The organism is Pseudoalteromonas sp. S2755 (genome assembly GCF_005886535.1).
Taxonomy (GTDB): Bacteria; Pseudomonadota; Gammaproteobacteria; order Enterobacterales; family Alteromonadaceae; genus Pseudoalteromonas.
This window is the reverse complement of the sequence record NZ_PNDS01000045.1, coordinates 1-19052: the sequence shown is the minus strand read 5'-3', so window position 1 is coordinate 19052 and position 19052 is coordinate 1. Positions and strand designations below refer to the sequence as shown.

Here is a 19052-nt window from a genome sequence, read left to right as displayed (position 1 = left end):
CCCGTCCTGCTCTCGCTGAGGTACCTACATCCTGTAGGCAAGGCGAATTTACGCACCAATAGCTGGCTATTGGAAGTGAATTCAACGCAGTTAGCGCTAAAACTGGCTGCTAGAAAGGCATTAATTATCCGCAGCTCAGGTTATTTAATAAACGCAAAGGCATCGGCGTACATAAAGTCGCGTTCGGCACCATGGTTGATAAAGTCATCACGCACGATACCTATCATGTCAAAGCGGCCAGCCATATAAATACTGTACGGCTCTAAAGAAACGATATCTTTCATCACAGCCTGATGAACGAAACCGCGATGGCCTTTCCATGTTTCACTGGCATTTTCTACCACAGGAATAAACTGGAAGTGTTTATTTGAGGCGGCCCAAGCTTCCATCTCCGCTTTTGCATATAGCGCAGATTCTTCTTTTACACCCCAGTAAAATAATACTGGTTGGTCGTAACCCGTTTCAGCCAAGTGATCGGCCATAGATTTGACATAAGAAAATCCAGTACCGCCGGCAAGGAGTACTAGTGGACGCGCTTGATCAACACGGATCTGAGATACGCCAAGACCAACTTCTAATGCAACGGTTTGCTTTGTATCAAAAGCGTTACGTAGGTGATCTAGTGACTGCATGGCATAAGAGTCAGCGCCAGAAGCACCGATATGTAGCTCTAACTGCTCTGTTTTTGAAGGGCTGCTGGCAATCGAGAAAGCACGTTTGTCTTTTTCACCAAGTACCAATTGCAGATACTGGCCGGCTTCGAATTGCACCGCTTCTTCAGGTTTTAATATAACTTTGTGAACAAATTCCGTAAGAGGTGTAATTGAGACAACCTCTGCTGCTAATACTTGCATGTGTTACCTTTATTAAGCACGTGGCTAAAGTCTGTGCACTCTAGCATAGCTGAGTGCACAATGTTAGATGATATATGTCATTTGATGGTGATCCCTAAGGTATCCCAAATTTCGTCAACGCGTTGTTTAACCTCGGGATCCATAACGATAGGCTCGCCCCATTCACGGTCGGTCTCACCCGGCCACTTGTTGGTTGCGTCCATACCCATTTTAGAACCAAGACCGGATACAGGGGAAGCAAAATCGAGATAATCGATAGGCGTGCTTTCAACTAAGGTGGTGTCTCTTGCGGGATCCATACGTGTGGTTATCGCCCAAATTACATCATTCCAGTCGCGAGCATTTACATCATCATCGCAAACAATGACAAACTTGGTGTACATAAATTGTCTAAGGAAAGACCATACGCCCATCATCACGCGTTTAGCATGTCCCGGATACTGCTTTTTCACGGTGACGACCGCCATGCGGTATGAGCAGCCTTCTGGTGGAAGGTAAAAATCGACGATTTCCGGAAATTGCTTTTGTAAAATCGGTACAAACACTTCGTTAAGGGCAACACCAAGAATAGCAGGCTCATCAGGCGGGCGGCCCGTATAAGTGCTGTGATAAATTGGATCTTTGCGATGCGTCATATGGGTGACAGTCATTACAGGGAAGTCGTCAACTTCATTGTAGTAGCCTGTGTGATCGCCATACGGGCCTTCTGGTGCGAGCTCGCCCGGTTGAATATATCCTTCTAAGACGATTTCAGCACTCGCCGGTACTTGTAGTTCGTTAGAAATGGATTTAACGACCTGCGTCTTACTACCACGCAGTAGACCTGCAAATGCGTATTCGCTCAAAGTATCGGGAACCGGAGTTACCGCACCTAAAATCGTCGCCGGATCAGCGCCAAGTGCAACCGATACCGGATACGGTTCGCCCGGATGCTCTTTGCACCACTCTTGAAAGTCAAGCGCGCCGCCGCGATGTGATAGCCAGCGCATAATAATTTTGTTTTTACCCAATAGCTGCTGACGATAAATCCCTAGGTTCTGACGCTTTTTATAAGGACCTTTGGTTACCGTTAACCCCCATGTGATTAAAGGTGCGGCATCACCAGGCCAGCAATGTTGAATAGGTAGTGTAGTGAGATCGACCTCATCACCGCTCAATACGACTTCTTGGCATGGCGCTTTTTTCACTTCCTTGGCTGGCATATTCAACACTTGTTTGAATACCGGTAGCTGGCCAATGGCTTCTTTAATTCCCTTCGGTGGATCGGGCTCTTTTAAAAAAGCGAGTAACTTGCCGACTTCTCTTAGCTCACTGACATCGCTTTGTCCCATCCCCATTGCAACACGCTTTGGTGTGCCAAATAGGTTAGCCAGTACCGGAATGTCATAACCAACAGGGTTTTCAAATAGGATAGCGGGTCCACCTGCTCGCAGCGTTCGGTCTGCAATTTCAGTCATTTCTAAGTTGGTGGAAATGGGCTGCTTGACGCGAACAAGTTCTCCTTGCTTTTCAAGCTGGGTTATAAAATCTCGTAAGTCTTGGTATTTCATCGGCGCACTATGAGTTGAGTTTGGCCTAGTATATCAACTAGACATATTTTTCCTAGCTGTACGGATGGGGTGGTGAAAAGGTTTAGTTACTCACTTTTGCGTCTACACTATTGCGAAATAGACTACACTTTCAGAACTTATCGGCTTGTCAGTACGCCGGAGCAAGTGTATAAATTGTTATAAAAAGATGTGTGTGTTGAGTTGTTTTGATATGAAACAAGCAAAAATCGACTTTCGATGTAGCTCACATACCCTTTGCGCTATAGTCGCCGCGGTTGCATAAAACGATATCCTGAGGGGTCTGAGTTTGAAGTTGATGTCAAAATTGCTCGGGGGGCTGCTGTTGCTGTTTTGTATTTCAGCGCCAGCTAACGAGTTACCATATTATACTTTTTCTAATCACAGTGCGGTGATGTTGATCATCGAACCCACGTCTGGAAAAATTTTAGATGCCAATAAGGCTGCCGCCGCATTTTATGGATACAGCGAGGCGGTTTTAGAGTCAAAGGCCATACAGGATATCAACTTATTTACCGCCGAACAGGTTGCTAATGAGCGTCAGGCAGCACTAAATGAGGGCCGTAATTATTTTATCTTCCAGCATCAGACGGCGGGCGGTAACGTGAAAACGGTAAGTGTGCACTCGACGCCGTTTGAAAATAGTGATGGTAAACCTAGGTTACTTTCCATCATCCAAGATATGAGCGAGCAGCGTAAGTTGCAGCAAGATCTCTGGCATTACCAAGCAAATCTTGAACAACAAGTCTTGTTACAGACTGAAAAAATCAAACAAGCCAATATGGTGCAGGTCATTTTGTTAACGGCTGTGATAGCTGTTTTGATCCTGTTTATGGCAGTATTGATGACCATGTTGGTAAGGCTTAGACGTTCAAACCAGCGCGCACAAGCTCAAGGCGCGAAACTCAGTGCTATTTTTGATTGTATGACCGCATACTTGGTGTTTACCGATGAAACACACCATATTGAAGCCGTGAATGGAACTGTATTAAAGGATTTTGATAGCTTAGAAGCGTTAAGATCAAAATCTATTTATACCTTATTTGATGTTCTCGATAGTGAAAAGTTGCTAGCGGAAGGAACGCTTGAGTGCCAACTTGATGCGCGTTTTGGCTATTGTAATGTTCGAGTTTCGTGTGCCCCCGTAGTCAGTGAAACGCAAGCTAAGCTTGGCTTCATTTATGTTATTCAAGACATCACCGAAGAGCTTGAGAATGAGCGAGAGCAGCGTTTAGCAAGCACGGTATTTGCGACAACCACAGAAGGGGTGTTGGTCTCCAACAAGCATAATCAAATCCAAATGGTAAATCGCGCGTTTAGCGAGATCACAGGCTATGGTATGGAGGAAGTGATAGGTGAAACACCAGCCTTACTGAATTCAGGGCGTCATGATGAGCGATTTTTCAATACGCTATATGATGATTTGATTAACAGAGGCCATTGGGAAGGAGAAATTTGGAACAAGCGCAAAAATGGTGAAATCTATCCAAGTTGGTTGCAGGTGTCAGCTGTGTTTAATGAGGCTCGGGAAATTGATATGTATGTTGCGCTATTTAGCGACATTACCTCGAGAAAACGCAACGAACAGTTGATGTGGCAACAAGCCAACTTTGATAGCTTGACGGGCCTTGCAAACCGCCATCATTATCATGTTAAGTTTGATTTAGCATTGAAGCGAGCAGCTCAGCTAGAAGAACGCTTTGCGATTTGTTTTATCGATCTTGACCGCTTTAAAGCAGTAAATGATACGCTTGGGCACCATATTGGTGATTTACTACTCAAAGAGGCTGCAAACCGTATTAATGAGTGCGTGCGAAGCTCTGATACCGTTGCAAGATTAGGTGGAGACGAGTTTGCGTTACTGCTACAAGATATCAGCTCTATCAGTGATTTAGAGCTGGTTGCGACTAAGATTTTACGCGCGTTAGCCAACCCTTTTCATTTGGAAGGGCACGAAGCTTATGTCTCTGGTAGTATGGGGATCACTTTCTATCCAGATGATGGAACCGATCGTAAAGTGTTGCTACGTAACGCAGACAGTGCAATGTATAAAGCGAAGGAGCATGGTCGTGACTGCTTTCAATTTTATACCTCTGCGATGCATCAACATGCCAAAGCGCGTAGCGTCTTAGAAAGTGCCTTGCATAAAGCACTATCAAATCGTGAATTGTCACTGGTATACCAGCCTATTTTTTCACAGCTTGGCAACGGCGACCTCGTTGGCTGTGAGGTATTGTTACGATGGAAAAGTGAATTGCTGGGCCATGTTTCACCCGACCAGTTTATCCCGGTCTGCGAGGAGTTGGGTCTTATCTTACCGATTGGGGAGTGGGTGCTTTATCATGCTTGCTCTCAAGTTAAAGCTTGGCAAGACAGCTATGGTAGACCCTTATTCATTGCGGTTAACGTCTCTAGTATTCAGTTCAAACGCCAAGATATGGTCGAAGTAGTAAGAAAAGTGCTTAGAGATACCAAACTGGAAGCAAAACACCTGACATTAGAAATCACGGAGTCGGTACTGGTTGAAAACTCAGACAAAATATTGTCGCAATTAAAAGCATTAAGAGAGATGGGCGTGGAATTGGCGATTGACGATTTTGGCACTGGGTACTCGTCGTTAAGTTATCTCAAGCGCTTCCCGCTTTCTAAATTAAAAATTGATAGAACCTTTATTCGTGACTTACCTGAAGATGAAGAAGACAAAGCGCTCGTCAGTGCGATAATCCTGATGGCGCACAAGTTGAATTTAAAAGTGATTGCGGAAGGGGTTGAAACCCCATCGCAGTCGATGTTCTTAAAAAGCTTGCTCTGTGATATGACGCAAGGCTATTTTCACTCTAAGCCCGTGGCACAACAAGAGTTTGAAGCAAACGTTTTAACCATGCAGTATCACAAACAAAGCCACAGTTAACAGGGGTGATCTTGGCATAACTTAGCCAGAGCCGTTTGTGCTTTATAATTACCTTGCTCTGCGGCAAGTTTAAGCCAGTGGATAGCTTTTTTAATGTCTTTTTCACCGCCTTCACCGTCACGTAGCATTGTTGCGTAGTTATATTGCGCCCACGAATTGCCGGTTTTAGCCGCTGCTGCAAATCCCATTTTTGCTTCTTCAAAATCTCCTTGGCTGTAAGCGCGAATTGCTTCTTGGTTCTGTGCTGAGATATTAGGTCCGTTATACAGTGGCTTCGGCTTTTTAAATCGTTGTCTAACAACGCCGCCCAGCACATGGATCCCTACGGGTCTGTAGACGGAAACAATCATTTCATCGTCAAGTAAGTCTAATAGGTTGTCTTTTTCTAATGTCAGCCTTTGTGGCTTAAAATAATGATCGGTCATTAGCATGCTGACACGTATATCTCTGGTGATGTTACGCATCGTACGATAAGTGTAGGCACTTTCTTTCACTTCAATGTTTTCGTCTGTCAGCTCAGTAATTTGTAATACCTGAAAAGCGGGTTCATAGACTTGCTCTGTGTTTTTACCAGCATCAAAAATAATCAGGTCGTCGATTTGTGGAGACGCTAAATACGTTTTATAACTGGCGACTTGTTGTTGGTGTTGGTTAAAAAAGTAAAGTGCAATAGTGACCACAATCAGTGCCGACACGGCAACTTTATATTTACTGATAAAGTTGAATATTGTGTCGTAAAAGGAAAAGAGTACGCTTTTGATTTCCATATTCTAATAATTAGTCATGTATGGGTATGTCTAAAGTAGGCAACTTGAGTGTAGGGGACAAGTATACTTGTCCCCATAAATGTAAGATTTTATTTCCCAGCCATTTTCGTTTTAGCGTCGGCAGCCATTAAGGCAAATACGGCGTACGCTGCAGTGTTTTGCTTTAACTTTGCCGGATCGACTTTATCAAGTGTATCATCAGCTGTGTGGTGATAATCAAAATAGTCCGTGCCATCTTGATGTAACGCGAAGATTGGCGCTGATGTAGTATTTTTAAGCGGAATTAAGTCGGGGCCACCATGTGCGCTATTTTTACCAATATAAGTAACACCGAGTGGTGCCAACTGTTTAGCAATCTCACGCACGACTGGTAAAGAAGCTGCATTTACGTTTGACTCAAACGCATAGACTACATCTGCACCAAAGTCGGACTCTGACGCGGCCACAATGCGGTCTAATTCTGCCTGATGCTTTTTAAAATAAGCTTTTGCGCCCCAAAGACCCAGCTCTTCTGCTGCAAATAGGACTACGCGAACACTGCGTTTAGGGCGTTTTACGTCGGCAATATGTTTAGCTGCTGCCATCGTTAATGCAACACCAGCGCCATCATCGAGTGCACCAGTACCCAGATCCCAAGAATCTAAGTGACCACCAATCAAGACATACTGCTCTGGAAATTCAGTACCCGTGAATTCGCCGATGACGTTGTAACTGGTTCCTTCACCTAAGTCCTCGGTTTGAATATTTAGCGCGACTTTAACTGCGTGACCTGAGTTGATAAGGCGTGCTAGCTGATCCGCATCTGGGTTCGCAACTGCAGTAGATGGGATCTTTGTCACTCCCGCTTTATAGTGACTGCCGCCAGTGTGCGCGAAGCGGTGATGGCTGGTGCTGACTGAGCGCATCATATAAGCGATAGCGCCTTTTTTTGCCGCTTCTACGGCGCCGCTATTACGAGCTCTTACCGCAGGTCCATAGCCATTACCATCAATGTCGCGGTTCATGCGGTAATTAATAAAAGCTATTTTACCTTTTAAGCTATTGTCTGGCGCGGCAATCAGCTCATCGAGAGTTTCAAATAAAACTACCTCACCACTTAGCCCATCTTTTGGTGTGCTGACGCTGTTACCGAGTGCTGTAAGGTGTAGCGGTTGTTCGCTCGGTAACAGTATTTTTGCAGACTCATGGTAGCGGCGCCATTCAGGAAAGGTCGCTTCCTCAAGCCAGACTTTGTCAAATCCCAGTTGCTCAAGTTGTTTCTGTGCCCAAGCTACCGCTTTTTTATCATTGTCGGTACCCGGTAAGCGTGGGCCTACTTCTGTGGTGAGGGATTCTAGTAGTTGCCAGCTTAGGTTGCTGTGGCTTGCCGCTTCTCTGACTTGTTTAACTTGTTCTAATTGTTGTGTAGTAAATTCTTCGGCTTGCAGTGCTGTACTCAAACCTGCGCTTAATAAACCAAATGCCAATAGTGATTTAAACTTCATGATAATCCTTGGTAAAAATGGAGTTACCGAGCGATTAAAGCATAAATTGTGATGTAAGTCCGTGTATTGCGATGAGGAAAATTCATCCACAATTTAGGGGGCGCTTTATCTCGGAATAATAGGGTAAAGCGGTTAGCGAATTTGAACATTTGGTATAAAATACGCGATTAAGATAGCGAATAGGAAAGCACTGTGTCGATCACTTCATTTTCTCAACTACCTCTAAACCAAGCGCTTGCTCAGCGCCTTGTAGATCTTAACTACATGGTGCCAACGGCAGTACAGTCTGTGAGTTTAGCGCCGGCGCTGACTGGGCGAGATTTAGTCGTGAAAGGGAAAACCGGATCTGGTAAAACACTGGTGTTCTCACTTGCGCTGCTAAATAAGTTGCAGCCCGAGTGCAATGATGTTCAAGCTTTGGTGTTATGTCCAACGAGAGAGTTGGCTGATCAAGTCGCACAAGAGATCAGAAAAGTTGCGGCTTTAATTGGTAATGTCAAAGTGCAAACACTCTGCGGAGGAACGCCAATTGAACCTCAAACACGGGTGTTACAACACGGTGCGCATATAGTTGTTGGTACACCTGGTCGGGTTGAAGAGCATGTTTTTAATGGCTCACTCATGCTAACTGAAACGCAGACTGTAGTATTTGACGAAGCTGATCAGATGCTAGATATGGGCTTTACTGAAACGCTAGAAAGCATTTTAGTGTATGTGCCTGAAGTTCGACAAACATTAATGTTTAGTGCGACTTACCCAGACAAGATCATGAAATTGGCGAAGCAATATATGCGTGAGCCAGAGTTTGTTGAAGCGAAAGAAGAACAAGCACACCACAGCATTAAGCAAACCTTTTATAAATTAGACAACAATAAAATGCGCTTTAATGCACTGAGAGTGCTGTTAATGCAGCACCAGCCGCAAAGCTGTATCGTTTTTTGTAATACCAAAGCTGAGACTAAGCGACTATTCGAAGAATTACGTCAAACCGGACTTGCTTGTGTCGAGTTACACGGCGATTTAGATCAAGGTGAGCGTGAGTGGTCATTGCTCACCTTTGCCAATAAGAGTGCCAATATTTTAGTTGCCACTGACGTGGCCGCTCGAGGGCTCGACGTTGAGGAAGTTGAGCTTGTGGTTAACTATCATTTGGCGCTTGAGCCGCAGACGCATATTCACCGTGTTGGTCGTACGGGTCGGGGTGAGCACAAAGGTATCGCAGTATCTCTTTATGGAGAAAAAGAAGCCTTCAAAATAAAACAGTTGGCGGAAATATATGGTCAAGAGCTAAAACATGGCACGTTGCCGGGTCATTCACTACTCGAAAAGCCTGCCTATAAGTCGAATATGGTGACCCTCATGATTGAAGGTGGAAAGCAGCAAAAACTCCGCAAAGGAGATATCGTCGGCAGTTTGACGGGTGAAGAAGGCATAAGCTTTAAGCAAATTGGTAAAATCAATATTTATGACGTGCAAACATTCGTGGCGGTAAAACGCGAGGCAGTAAAGCCTGCACTACGTAAGCTTAACAATAGTAAGATTAAAAATAAGCGTTATAAAGCCCTACGTGCTTAAGGTCTGTTTAAGTATCTCATACTCATTCATCAAGCGTTTGAAAGTCTCCTCATCACCTGATTTATCTGGGTGATGAGTCAGGGCCAGTTTTCTCCAACATTGGCTTAACATCCTGCGATCATAACCGTTAGGCAGTCGCCAGCGTGTTTTAATCTCGTTTAATTCGTCAGCCTTGATATCAATTTGCCGGCGAGCGCCATGGAATGCAAAGCGCTGCCAAAAGTTATCCAACAGAGCACTCACTTCTTCACCACTGGTTTCGTAATGCTGCCAGTCTAAGTAGTAACTTCTGAGTGGATCATCTAATGCTAATTGATGCTTACCTAAATGTGGTGACAGATAAATATTGAGTGCTTCAACATGCAGGTATTGGCCTTCGGCGAATACCTCTTGCTGAAGTTGATAAAGAGCATTCATGATCAGGAAGTTACGTTTAAATAGGTTTTTATTTTCATCTTCATCAAGGCGAGGCAGTTGCTGTTGTTCCACCAGAGCGGCGGCAATAGTGTGCACTTTTAAAGATTGATTTTGACAAATTAATCTAAAAATAACATCTGTTAGCGGATTGAACATTGTCGGCTCTTTAGTCTTGGTGTATCTTCACACTACCACGCAGACTAAATGATAGGCAACGGAGAGCAAGAATGAAATTAAGGGGGCAACAAAAGCCATGGTCTGTGATTGTTTGTTGTCTGTTTCTTTCTAGTTCCTTTTGCGCCGACGCTGCGTTAAACAGTATTACATTTGCTGAACGAGTTGCGGAGGTTAAGCAAACCTCTGATTGGCAACAACAAAAGATCCTTGGAGCTGAGTTACTTGGTGAGCAAGGACTGGAAAAGGCTAGCAGAATAGATCTTTTGCTTAGCCTCGGTAAGTCTGCTTATCAACAGAATCATTTCAAAGATGCACTTACCTTTCTTAATCAGCTAGAACAGCTAACGCACCAGAATACATTGAGTGACAACCATTTTAATGCGGTAAAAGTCCAAGGTATTTGCTATTTTTATCTAGGCCATTATCAGCAGGCTATAGATTTTTATTCACGGGCATTGGTGTTGGCCAAGCAACGTAACGTCCCGATAGAAGTGGCGAATTTATATAGCAACTTAGGGCTAGCCTACTTTAATAGCTTCACGCTCGATTTGGCATTGCAAAATTTTCTAAAAGCGGATGAGTTATATCAAGAGTTTGGTAATGCTCAAGATCATGCTGATATCCTTTTGAACATATCAGGTGTTTATATCCGTCAAGCTGCTTACGAAAAAGCGGAAGAGATGCTCCATGATGCGCTAAGCGCATTCGTCGAGTTAAACGATGAATATGGTGCGGCGCTGGCCCAAGCTGACCTTGGGGTGCTGTACACGGAGACTAAGCGTCCAGCGCTTGCTAAAGCTTCTTATCAAGCGGCAATTGCTTATTATGAAACCCAGAATGATGTTCGTCATCTATCATTTGAATATGGCAACCTTGCTTTATTGAGTTATTCACAAAACCGATTAGAACTTGCCGAAAAAGAAGCAAACTTCGCGCTCTACTATGCCGAAAAGTCACAAAACCCTGCCAACCTTATGGAAGCTCAGTTTATCTTGGCAAAGATTTTCTTTGCGCAAGGCAGATTGGATGAAGCTTTGACTAATGCAGAGCATAGTTTAGCTGCAAGTCGAATAATGCATGAACAAAAGAGAGAGCGAAAGGCGCTTGGTTTGCTTGCCCTAATCGAAGCTGCACAAGGTAATATTAAGCGTGCAAGGGAGTATGACTCGCAAAATCAGGAAGCGCAAAACCGCATGATGAACGATGATATGCTCAAGCGTATGAATGACTATCGTGCTAAATATGAGGCCAGTGAGCTGACTCGTGAAGTTGAGATACTCAAGCAAGAGCAAAAGTTACAGTTATTAAAAGAAGAACAGCGCAGTCAGTTACAGTTGTTGGGTGTTGTCATTGGGATATTAACTTTGCTAACCGCCTTCGCCTTATATCGACGCAAGGTCGAACAAAGAGCAAAACTGGAGTTGAGTCAAAAAGTTGCACTCAGAACATCTGAGCTTCAGCAAAAAGCAGATGAGTTAAAAGCGGCCAATCAAGTGAAAAGTCAATTTTTGGCAAACATGAGCCATGAAATCAGAACGCCACTTACTACGGTGCTTGGACATGCAGAAGACTTGTTGGTCGAACAAGATTTAAATGGTCAGGCACAAGCATCGGTCAGAACTATTTATAATCAAGGTTTGCATTTACGCGATCTCGTCAATGATATTTTGGATTTAAGTCGAATAGAAGCTGAGCGGTTAGAGCTAGAAGCAACTGAATTTTCAGTAAGCAGCTTACTTGCTGACTTATGTGATATGTTTCAACAAAATATACAGAGTAAGCAATTAGAGTTTATCGTCTGTGATCAGGTAAGGGCTAACGCGTATGTACGTTTGGACTACATTCGAGTAAAACAAATACTAATAAACTTGCTAAGTAATGCCCTCAAGTTTACCGAAAAAGGCCGTATCGAATTGGAGGTATCTGAAACGCACCATGGTTTACAGTTTGTGGTGAAAGACACCGGTATTGGTATGACTGAGCAGCAGATAAGTCGAATTTTTGATAATTTCCAACAAGCTGACAACAGTATAACAAGGCGCTTTGGTGGTTCTGGGCTGGGGTTAAGTTTGTCGAGCCAGCTTGCTCACATGATGAATGGTGAAATCAAGGTGCAAAGTGTTGTCGATCATGGCAGCGCGTTCTCCTTCAGTGTGCCTTGTACAGTTTATCTCAATACGGCCATTGCCGAAATTCAGGAGCCGCAATCTAAGCAACCTTTGCTCACAGGTACGGTACTGGTTGTGGAAGATCACCCTGAGAATCGGCAGCTATTCTCTCGGATGATTGAGCGAACGGGGGCGACGGTTATTGTAGCCGAAAATGGTGCTCGAGCGGTTGAACAGTGCCTTAGTGATTTTCCAGATTTGGTACTTATGGACATTCAAATGCCAAGAATGGATGGGGTTGAGGCACTTAGGATCATTCGCTCAGCGGGCTACTCCGGTCCAATATACGCGTTAACCGCTAATGTGCTGATGGAAGAAGTAAAATCATATATTGACTCAGGATTCAATGGTCACATTGGCAAGCCGATTAATAAAAATGAATTATTAGCTGTATTGAATACACACTTGAACTTTGAGTCTGACGGCAAAGCGTATGAACTTAATATTGATTTATCGGATTTGCGAGATAGTTTCGCAAGCACTTTTGAGCAAGAGCGCTACTTACTGATTGATGCATGGCAAAACAAAGACCTGGTCACACTTCAGACTATTTGTCATAAACTGGCTGGGGCAGCATCTATGTTTGAATTTCCGGAACTTGCAAGCATAGCAATAGAATTTGAGAAAGTATTAAAGCTAGGAGGCGAAGAGCAATTTCAATCTTTGTTTTTAGCAATGTGTGATCAGCTAAAATCTCAAGAATCATTAGCCTCCTAAAATAGCTCTATATCGTCGGAATCATCTACCTTTAGATTGTCAGGTTGCGTATCATCACTGATAGATATTCGGGAGCTATCTTTTCTGATATCAAGTTCCGGTGTGTAGTCAGCGATTTTAAAAATAGACAGCTTTTCATGAATGCTTTGTGATAGGGCAATGAGGTCACGATTGGACACAGCTTGTATTTTCGTACTCGATAGGGCATCAGAGTTTAGATGAACCATTGACTCTATACTCTCTTGAGCTGCGTCAGAAGCTTGTTTTTGCTCCCCAACTTGCTGATGAATATCATGAGACATTTGGTTGATGGAGAGCATCGAGTTTTCTATTTCATCAACTTCTTTTGTAGAAGCTTCGCTTAATTTTACCGTGTTATCTGTTTCTTCTAGCGCCGCTTGCATCAGCGCATAAACAGAATCAGTACCGGATTGTATTTTTCTAATGACCTGACTTACTTCTTTGGTTGATTGACTCGTTCGTGCTGCCAAGTTACGCACTTCGTCGGCAACAACGGCGAAGCCTCGGCCAAGCTCTCCTGCTCGTGCGGCCTCAATTGCAGCATTCAGCGCCAGTAAGTTGGTTTGTTCCGCAATACCGTTAATCACTTCAAGTACTGAGCTAATCTCATTGCTGTCGGTTTTGAGGAGTTCTATTTGTTTACTGGTTTTTTTGATGTTATCCGCAAGTGTGAGCAGGCTTTCTTGGCTTTTATCGGTGTCTAATCGGGTTTGTTTCACCGCCGTTGTGGCATTCTCTACCGATGCGTAGATCTGCTCTAAACTAGTATCCAGGCGCGCAGAAATCTCCAACATAGACTGTATTGAAGTCGCTAAGTATTCACCGTGAGTATGCTGTAGCGTCGCTTTTTGTGTCATGGATGCATAAGTATCTCTTAAGCTATCTGCCATAGGGTGAAGCCGCGAAGAGGAGGAGTAGACTTCGCTAATGATGTGTTCGATGACAGCAAAACAATCATTCATTAGTAGGCAGGATTTAGAAATATTTTTATCTTGTTCGTTAAAGCGGTAGGTAAGGTCTACCCCACTGTCGGTGATAAAGTTTCGAACGAGATGTTCCATATGTTTTTCTGCAGAGGAAGCGCTTTTAAAACATATGAATTGCAATAAGGCGCCTAGTGTTAATGTGCCAGCTGCAGCAGCTATCTTAATCGCATCGGAGGAAATAAAAGTAATTGCAAGTGTTACAGAAGCCAAGTTAAACAGTGTGACAGCGGCAATAATACGACTCGGCTTCATGTTACGTCCCTTGGTTCATTATTCAAATCTAGTTTAATTTTATTAGGTAGGTATAGAACAAAAACAGGTAGTTGGCGAACCTGAAATGCAAAAAGCCAGCATAAGCTGGCTTTTCAATAATTAGACTCTAAGTCTACTTACTTACGACGCATTGAGTCGAAAAACTCATCGTTTGTTTTGCTCATGGAAAGCTTATCAATAAGGAATTCCATGGCATCGATTTCACTCATTTCATGCACAATCTTACGCAAGATCCACATCTTTTGAAGCTCATCAGTCTTCGTCAGCAGTTCTTCACGACGAGTGCCTGAGCGGTTGAAGTCGATAGCTGGGAATACACGTTTCTCCGCAATCTTACGGTTTAGGTGTAGTTCCATGTTACCCGTACCTTTAAACTCTTCGTAGATAACTTCATCCATCTTAGAGCCGGTATCGATAAGTGCCGTTGCAATGATGGTTAAGCTTCCGCCTTCCTCAACATTACGTGCGGCACCAAAGAAACGCTTTGGTTTGTGAAGAGCATTGGCATCAACACCACCAGTTAGTACTTTACCTGATGAAGGAATAACCGTGTTATATGCTCGGGCAAGACGTGTAATTGAGTCAAGTAGAATGATGACATCCTTCTTATGTTCAACTAAGCGTTTTGCTTTTTCGATAACCATTTCTGCTACCTGAACGTGGCGGTTGGCAGGTTCATCAAACGTAGAGGCTATAACTTCACCTTGAACAAGACGCTGCATCTCAGTTACTTCTTCTGGACGTTCATCGATGAGTAGTACCATCAATGTTGCATCTGGGTTGTTGTATGTGATGGACTGAGCAATGTTTTGTAGTAACATTGTCTTACCTGCTTTTGGCGGTGCAACGATAAGTGCACGCTGACCTTTACCGATTGGAGAAGCAAGGTCCAATACTCGAGCGGTAATATCTTCGGTACTACCATTACCGCGTTCCATCACCATACGCTCATTAGCATGAATAGGCGTTAAGTTTTCGAATAGGATTTTGGTACGTGAGTTTTCTGGCTTATCGAAGTTAACTTCATTAACTTTCAATAATGCAAAATATCTTTCGCCATCTTTTGGTGGTCTGATTAAACCACTGATGGTATCACCGGTACGCAGGCTGAAACGTCTAATCTGGCTCGGAGAAACATAAATATCATCAGGGCCAGCTAGGTAAGATGCTTCTGAAGAACGTAAAAAGCCGAAGCCATCTTGTAAAATTTCTAAAACACCGCCGCCGTATATATTCTCGCCGCTTTTCGCGTGCGCTTTCAAAATAGCAAAGATAATATCTTGTTTTCTTAAACGAGCTACGTTTTCAAGTCCCATGGACTCAGCAAGTTTTACAAGTTCATTGATTGACTTGTCTTTTAATTCGCGTAAATGCATATTGGTGGGTTCTTTATTACAGTTGTCATTCTCGTTAGTTTCACGAGAGAGGTTGATTTGATAAAGCTTAAAGGTTTGTGGCTTTATAAGTTAGCAGCTAGGCGTCGGGTCGTCCAGTGTTTATACAAATTTTATTCTATTAAAAATGATATAGATCAGCTTCACAACTGCGGCAGTTATGCCGCAGAGTGTGTAACAACCTGAATTATAGGTTGTTTTCTAGGAACTCAACAAGTTGAGTCTTAGATAAAGCACCAACTTTAGTTGCCGCTACAGCACCATCTTTAAATAGTAATAGTGTTGGAATGCCACGGATACCGTACTTAGGTGGAGTACCAGCGTTTTGATCGATATTTAGTTTACCGATCGCTACACGGTCACCGTGTGATTCTGCAACTTCATCAAGGATTGGCGCAATCATTTTACAAGGGCCACACCATTCTGCCCAGAAATCTACTAGTACAGGCTTGTCAGATTTGATTACGTCAGCTTCAAAGCTGTCATCAGTTAGTTGGATAATTTTGTCGCTCATTACGCTCTCCGTTAGAATTAGGCGAAATATTTAATGCGTATTTAAACACTCTTGTTTCTTATTGCAAGTTTAAACGTTATGCTTTATTGCTATGACTAAGACACATTTGACCAATAAAAAATTCAACGACTTTGCTTTAGCTCCGGAAGTGGTCGCCGGTTTACAGGAAAATGGCTTCGAATTTTGTACGCCAATCCAAGCAAAGTGTATACCTTACATCTGTGAAGGCCGCGATATCGCGGGCCAGGCACAAACTGGTACGGGCAAAACTCTTGCGTTTTTGACCGCGACCTGTCATCGCCTATTGCAGACTAAAAAGGATAAAAAAACGCAACCTCGTGCAATTATTATGGCACCGACTCGAGAGTTGGCTATCCAAATACATAAGGACGCGCAAGTCATTGCGCCACGTTGTGATCTTAAGCTTGCCCTTGTATATGGTGGCGAAGATTACGAAAAACAACGGGCTCAACTGGAAAAAGGCGCGGATATACTAATCGGAACGACTGGGCGTTTAATCGATTTTTATAAGCAGGGTGCTTATAACCTCAATGATATCGAAGTGGTTGTGCTAGATGAAGCAGACCGAATGTTTGATTTAGGTTTTATCAAAGACATTCGTTATTTGTTCAATCGCATGCCAGGTCGTGAAGAGCGATTAAATCTATTATTCTCTGCAACACTGTCATACAGAGTGCAAGAGTTAGCATTCGAACACATGACCAATCCTATTCATGTACAAATTGAGCCAGATGTTAAAACGGGCAAACGTATTCAAGAAGAGTTATTTCACCCGTCAACAGAGGACAAAATACCTTTACTGCTGACTTTGATTGAGGAAGAGTGGCCAGAGAAGGCAATCATTTTTGCTAATACTAAGCACAGCTGCGAAAACGTATATGCATGGCTGAAAGCAGATGGTCACCGTGCTGGCTTGCTTACTGGAGACGTGAATCAAAAGAAACGCCAATCAATTTTAGCGCAGTTTACGCGTGGCGATGTTGATTTACTGGTTGCGACCGATGTTGCTGCGCGTGGTTTACATATTCCTGAAGTAAGTCATGTGTTCAACTTCGACTTGCCGGATGACAGAGAAGACTACGTTCACCGCATTGGTCGTACGGGTCGAGCTGGTGCATCTGGGCATGCGATTAGTTTCGCATGTGAACAATATGCCTATAATCTGCATGAGATAGAGGAATACATAGAACATGCAATTCCTGTTTCTCATTATGATAAAACAGCACTATTGACTGACTTGCGTGCACCGCAAGTAAATAAGCGTCGTCATTCAGGTCATGGCAATAGTGGTAACAAACAACGTGGTGGTCGCCGAACAGGTGGCTATAGAAAACCACAATCCAAGTAAACTTGGATGTAAAGTAGTAAGCGCTTAAAGCGATTTGTTGAGGTTTAAAAAGTGGCAAAGACTGCTTCGAAGGAAGATATTTACGCTGTAATAGACTTAGGTTCTAACAGCTTTCATATGTTGATCGCGAAACATATGGCAGGCGGTATTCACACCATTGGCCGTGTGAAAAGGAAAGTGCGGCTGGCATCAGGGCTTAATGACCAAAATGAATTGTCGCTTGAGGCGATGCAAAGAGGATGGGAATGCCTTGCTTTGTTTGCTGAGCGCTTACAGGATATCCCCAAGCAAAACGTCAGTATTGTCGCGACTGCGACATTGCGTTTGGCTATTAATGCTCACACTTTTATCGAAAAAGCGGAGCAGATCCTTAATCATCAGGTAAATGTGATAAGTGGGGAAGTGGAAGCAAAAACCATTTATAAAGGTGTTGCTCACACATCGGCCTGTCAAGGTAAGCAGCTCGTTATTGATATCGGTGGCGCGAGTACCGAAGTCGTGATCGGAAAAGGCTTTGATGCCTTACTGTATAAAAGCTTAAATATGGGCTGTGTTACTTATCTAGATAGATATTTCAGCGATGGCCTATTAAGTCTCGAAAATTTTGTCGCTGCAGAGCAGGCTGCAAAGCAGGTAATACAGCCTATTCAAGCCAAATATAGAAAGCTTGGCTGGGAGTTAGCTATTGGTGCGTCTGGTACTGTTCAAGCCATTCAGGAAATTTTCGCTGCGATGGGCGAGAATGAACAACTGACGCTAAACAAGTTGGAAGAAGTAAAGCTTAAGGCAATTGAATGTGAAACGGTGGCTGCGCTAACTTTACCTGGGTTAATTGAAGAGCGCCGCTTAGTCTTTGTATCGGGCCTGGCAATTTTGATTGCACTATTCAAGTCATTGGATATTCAATCTATGGGTCTTGCCGGTGGCGCACTTCGTGAGGGTGTACTTTATAGTATGATCCCTGATTTTCAGGCAGTTGATATCTGTCAGCGCACATTGGATGGTTTCACTCAGCGTTATCATGTTGATACCGAACAGGCGCTGAGAGTATATGAAGTGGTATCTGATATTATCGCCCAAGTGTCATCAAGCTGGGGTCTGGATGAACAAACGAGTCTTCACTTGGCAAAGGCAATCGCATCTCTTCATGAAATAGGCTTACTGATTGACTATAAACAGTACCATAGGCACAGTGGCTATATATTGGCGAATACTTCAATGCCTGGATATAGCAAAGCGCAAAAAGATATTATCGTTGCTATCGTTAAAAATCACAGAGCCGACCTTGTTGCCAAAGATTTTGATCGATTAGGTTGTCACTTTGAATACGCTAAGCTGTTATGCGTCGTAGTTCGACTTGGTGTTTTGCTATCTATGCGCAGAAAAGACGATGTTCTACCTAAAGTAACAGTTCAAACCAACAATGAAGAGAAAAAGTCCCTGACTATGCAAATGCCCGATCCTTGGTTATCCCTTCATCCTTTGATGTTAGCGGAGCTCGTTCAAGAAGCGGCTTACCTATCAAAATTCGGTTGGGAATTAAAAATAGAGCGCATTTAGCGCTCTTTTTGTTTGTAAAACATGCAAAAATAACTGTCTTAGAGTGATTTCTATCCAAACGATCTATTTTTCGCAATTTTCTTTAAAAAAAGGGTTGCACTAAAATCGGATCGCCCTATAATGCGACCCCACTGACACGGGGCGCTACGCTGAAAAGCAAAGCAGCAACGAGTTAGGGTCAAGTAAAACTTAGATTCGAAACTTCTTCTAAAGAAATTCAAAATTAAGTGTTGACAAAAAATTGGGAGTGCTTAGAATGCACATCCCTCGAAACAGCGAAATGTTTCGAAACGTTCT

Annotated in this window: 13 protein-coding genes; 5 read left to right on the top strand and 8 right to left on the bottom strand. The window is 43.4% G+C overall.

Annotated features, from left to right (window positions below; genetic code table 11):
• Nucleotides 1–140: 140 nt before the first annotated feature.
• Entirely contained in the window at nt 141–854 is a 714-nt protein-coding gene (fre, locus tag CWC03_RS09010; RefSeq protein WP_128725215.1) for an NAD(P)H-flavin reductase, read from the bottom strand.
• A 77-nt stretch (nt 855–931) separates the two neighbouring features.
• Nucleotides 932–2404, bottom strand: a complete 1473-nt coding sequence (ubiD, locus tag CWC03_RS09005) for a 4-hydroxy-3-polyprenylbenzoate decarboxylase (RefSeq protein WP_138581565.1) — start codon at nt 2402–2404, stop codon at nt 932–934.
• Nucleotides 2405–2720: 316 nt separating this feature from the next.
• Between ubiD and CWC03_RS09000 the strand changes: the two genes are divergently transcribed.
• Nucleotides 2721–5333, top strand: a complete 2613-nt coding sequence (locus CWC03_RS09000) for a sensor domain-containing protein (RefSeq protein ID WP_138581563.1) — start codon at nt 2721–2723, stop codon at nt 5331–5333.
• Here the strand turns inward: CWC03_RS09000 and CWC03_RS08995 are convergent.
• Both CWC03_RS08995 and CWC03_RS08990 read right to left on the bottom strand, forming a co-directional pair.
• Nucleotides 5330–6100: a tetratricopeptide repeat protein gene (locus tag CWC03_RS08995; protein WP_128725218.1), complete on the bottom strand. Its 771-nt coding sequence runs from the start codon at nt 6098–6100 to the stop codon at nt 5330–5332. The two genes, CWC03_RS09000 and CWC03_RS08995, sit on opposite strands and share 4 nt — an antisense overlap.
• An 89-nt stretch (nt 6101–6189) precedes the next feature.
• Nucleotides 6190–7584 carry a M20/M25/M40 family metallo-hydrolase gene (locus CWC03_RS08990; protein ID WP_138581562.1) on the bottom strand — a complete coding sequence of 465 codons (1395 nt, stop codon included), beginning with the start codon at nt 7582–7584 and terminating at the stop codon, nt 6190–6192.
• A gap of 192 nt (nt 7585–7776) precedes the next feature.
• On the opposite strand from CWC03_RS08990, the gene dbpA reads away from it, so the two are divergent.
• The gene (gene dbpA / locus CWC03_RS08985) at nt 7777–9159 is read left to right on the top strand and encodes an ATP-dependent RNA helicase DbpA (protein ID WP_138581560.1); all 1383 of its coding nucleotides are present in this window, start codon (nt 7777–7779) and stop codon (nt 9157–9159) included.
• Here dbpA and CWC03_RS08980 read toward each other — a convergent pair.
• Nucleotides 9148–9732 (bottom strand): DNA-J related domain-containing protein, encoded by a 585-nt coding sequence (locus CWC03_RS08980; protein ID WP_138581558.1) that lies wholly within the window; start codon nt 9730–9732, stop codon nt 9148–9150. The two genes, dbpA and CWC03_RS08980, sit on opposite strands and share 12 nt — an antisense overlap.
• A 71-nt stretch (nt 9733–9803) precedes the next feature.
• Here CWC03_RS08980 and CWC03_RS08975 point away from each other — a divergent pair, with 71 nt between their 5' ends.
• On the top strand, nt 9804–12638 hold the full coding sequence (locus CWC03_RS08975) for a response regulator (RefSeq protein WP_138581556.1): 2835 nt from the start codon (nt 9804–9806) through the stop codon (nt 12636–12638).
• Here the strand turns inward: CWC03_RS08975 and CWC03_RS08970 are convergent.
• The 3 genes from CWC03_RS08970 to trxA form a co-directional block, all read right to left on the bottom strand.
• Nucleotides 12635–13897: a methyl-accepting chemotaxis protein gene (locus tag CWC03_RS08970; RefSeq protein WP_138581555.1), complete on the bottom strand. Its 1263-nt coding sequence runs from the start codon at nt 13895–13897 to the stop codon at nt 12635–12637. The two genes, CWC03_RS08975 and CWC03_RS08970, sit on opposite strands and share 4 nt — an antisense overlap.
• A 137-nt stretch (nt 13898–14034) precedes the next feature.
• Nucleotides 14035–15294: a transcription termination factor Rho gene (gene rho, locus CWC03_RS08965; protein ID WP_010604247.1), complete on the bottom strand. Its 1260-nt coding sequence runs from the start codon at nt 15292–15294 to the stop codon at nt 14035–14037.
• Between the two features lie 205 nt (nt 15295–15499).
• Nucleotides 15500–15826 carry a thioredoxin TrxA gene (trxA, locus tag CWC03_RS08960; RefSeq protein WP_010378172.1) on the bottom strand — a complete coding sequence of 109 codons (327 nt, stop codon included), beginning with the start codon at nt 15824–15826 and terminating at the stop codon, nt 15500–15502.
• A 91-nt stretch (nt 15827–15917) separates the two neighbouring features.
• Between trxA and rhlB the strand changes: the two genes are divergently transcribed.
• Together rhlB and gppA are read left to right on the top strand one after the other, a co-directional pair.
• Nucleotides 15918–17195 carry an ATP-dependent RNA helicase RhlB gene (gene rhlB / locus CWC03_RS08955; protein WP_138581553.1) on the top strand — a complete coding sequence of 426 codons (1278 nt, stop codon included), beginning with the start codon at nt 15918–15920 and terminating at the stop codon, nt 17193–17195.
• Between the two features lie 51 nt (nt 17196–17246).
• Nucleotides 17247–18755: a guanosine-5'-triphosphate,3'-diphosphate diphosphatase gene (gene gppA, locus CWC03_RS08950; RefSeq protein ID WP_138581551.1), complete on the top strand. Its 1509-nt coding sequence runs from the start codon at nt 17247–17249 to the stop codon at nt 18753–18755.
• Nucleotides 18756–19052: the final 297 nt, after the last annotated feature.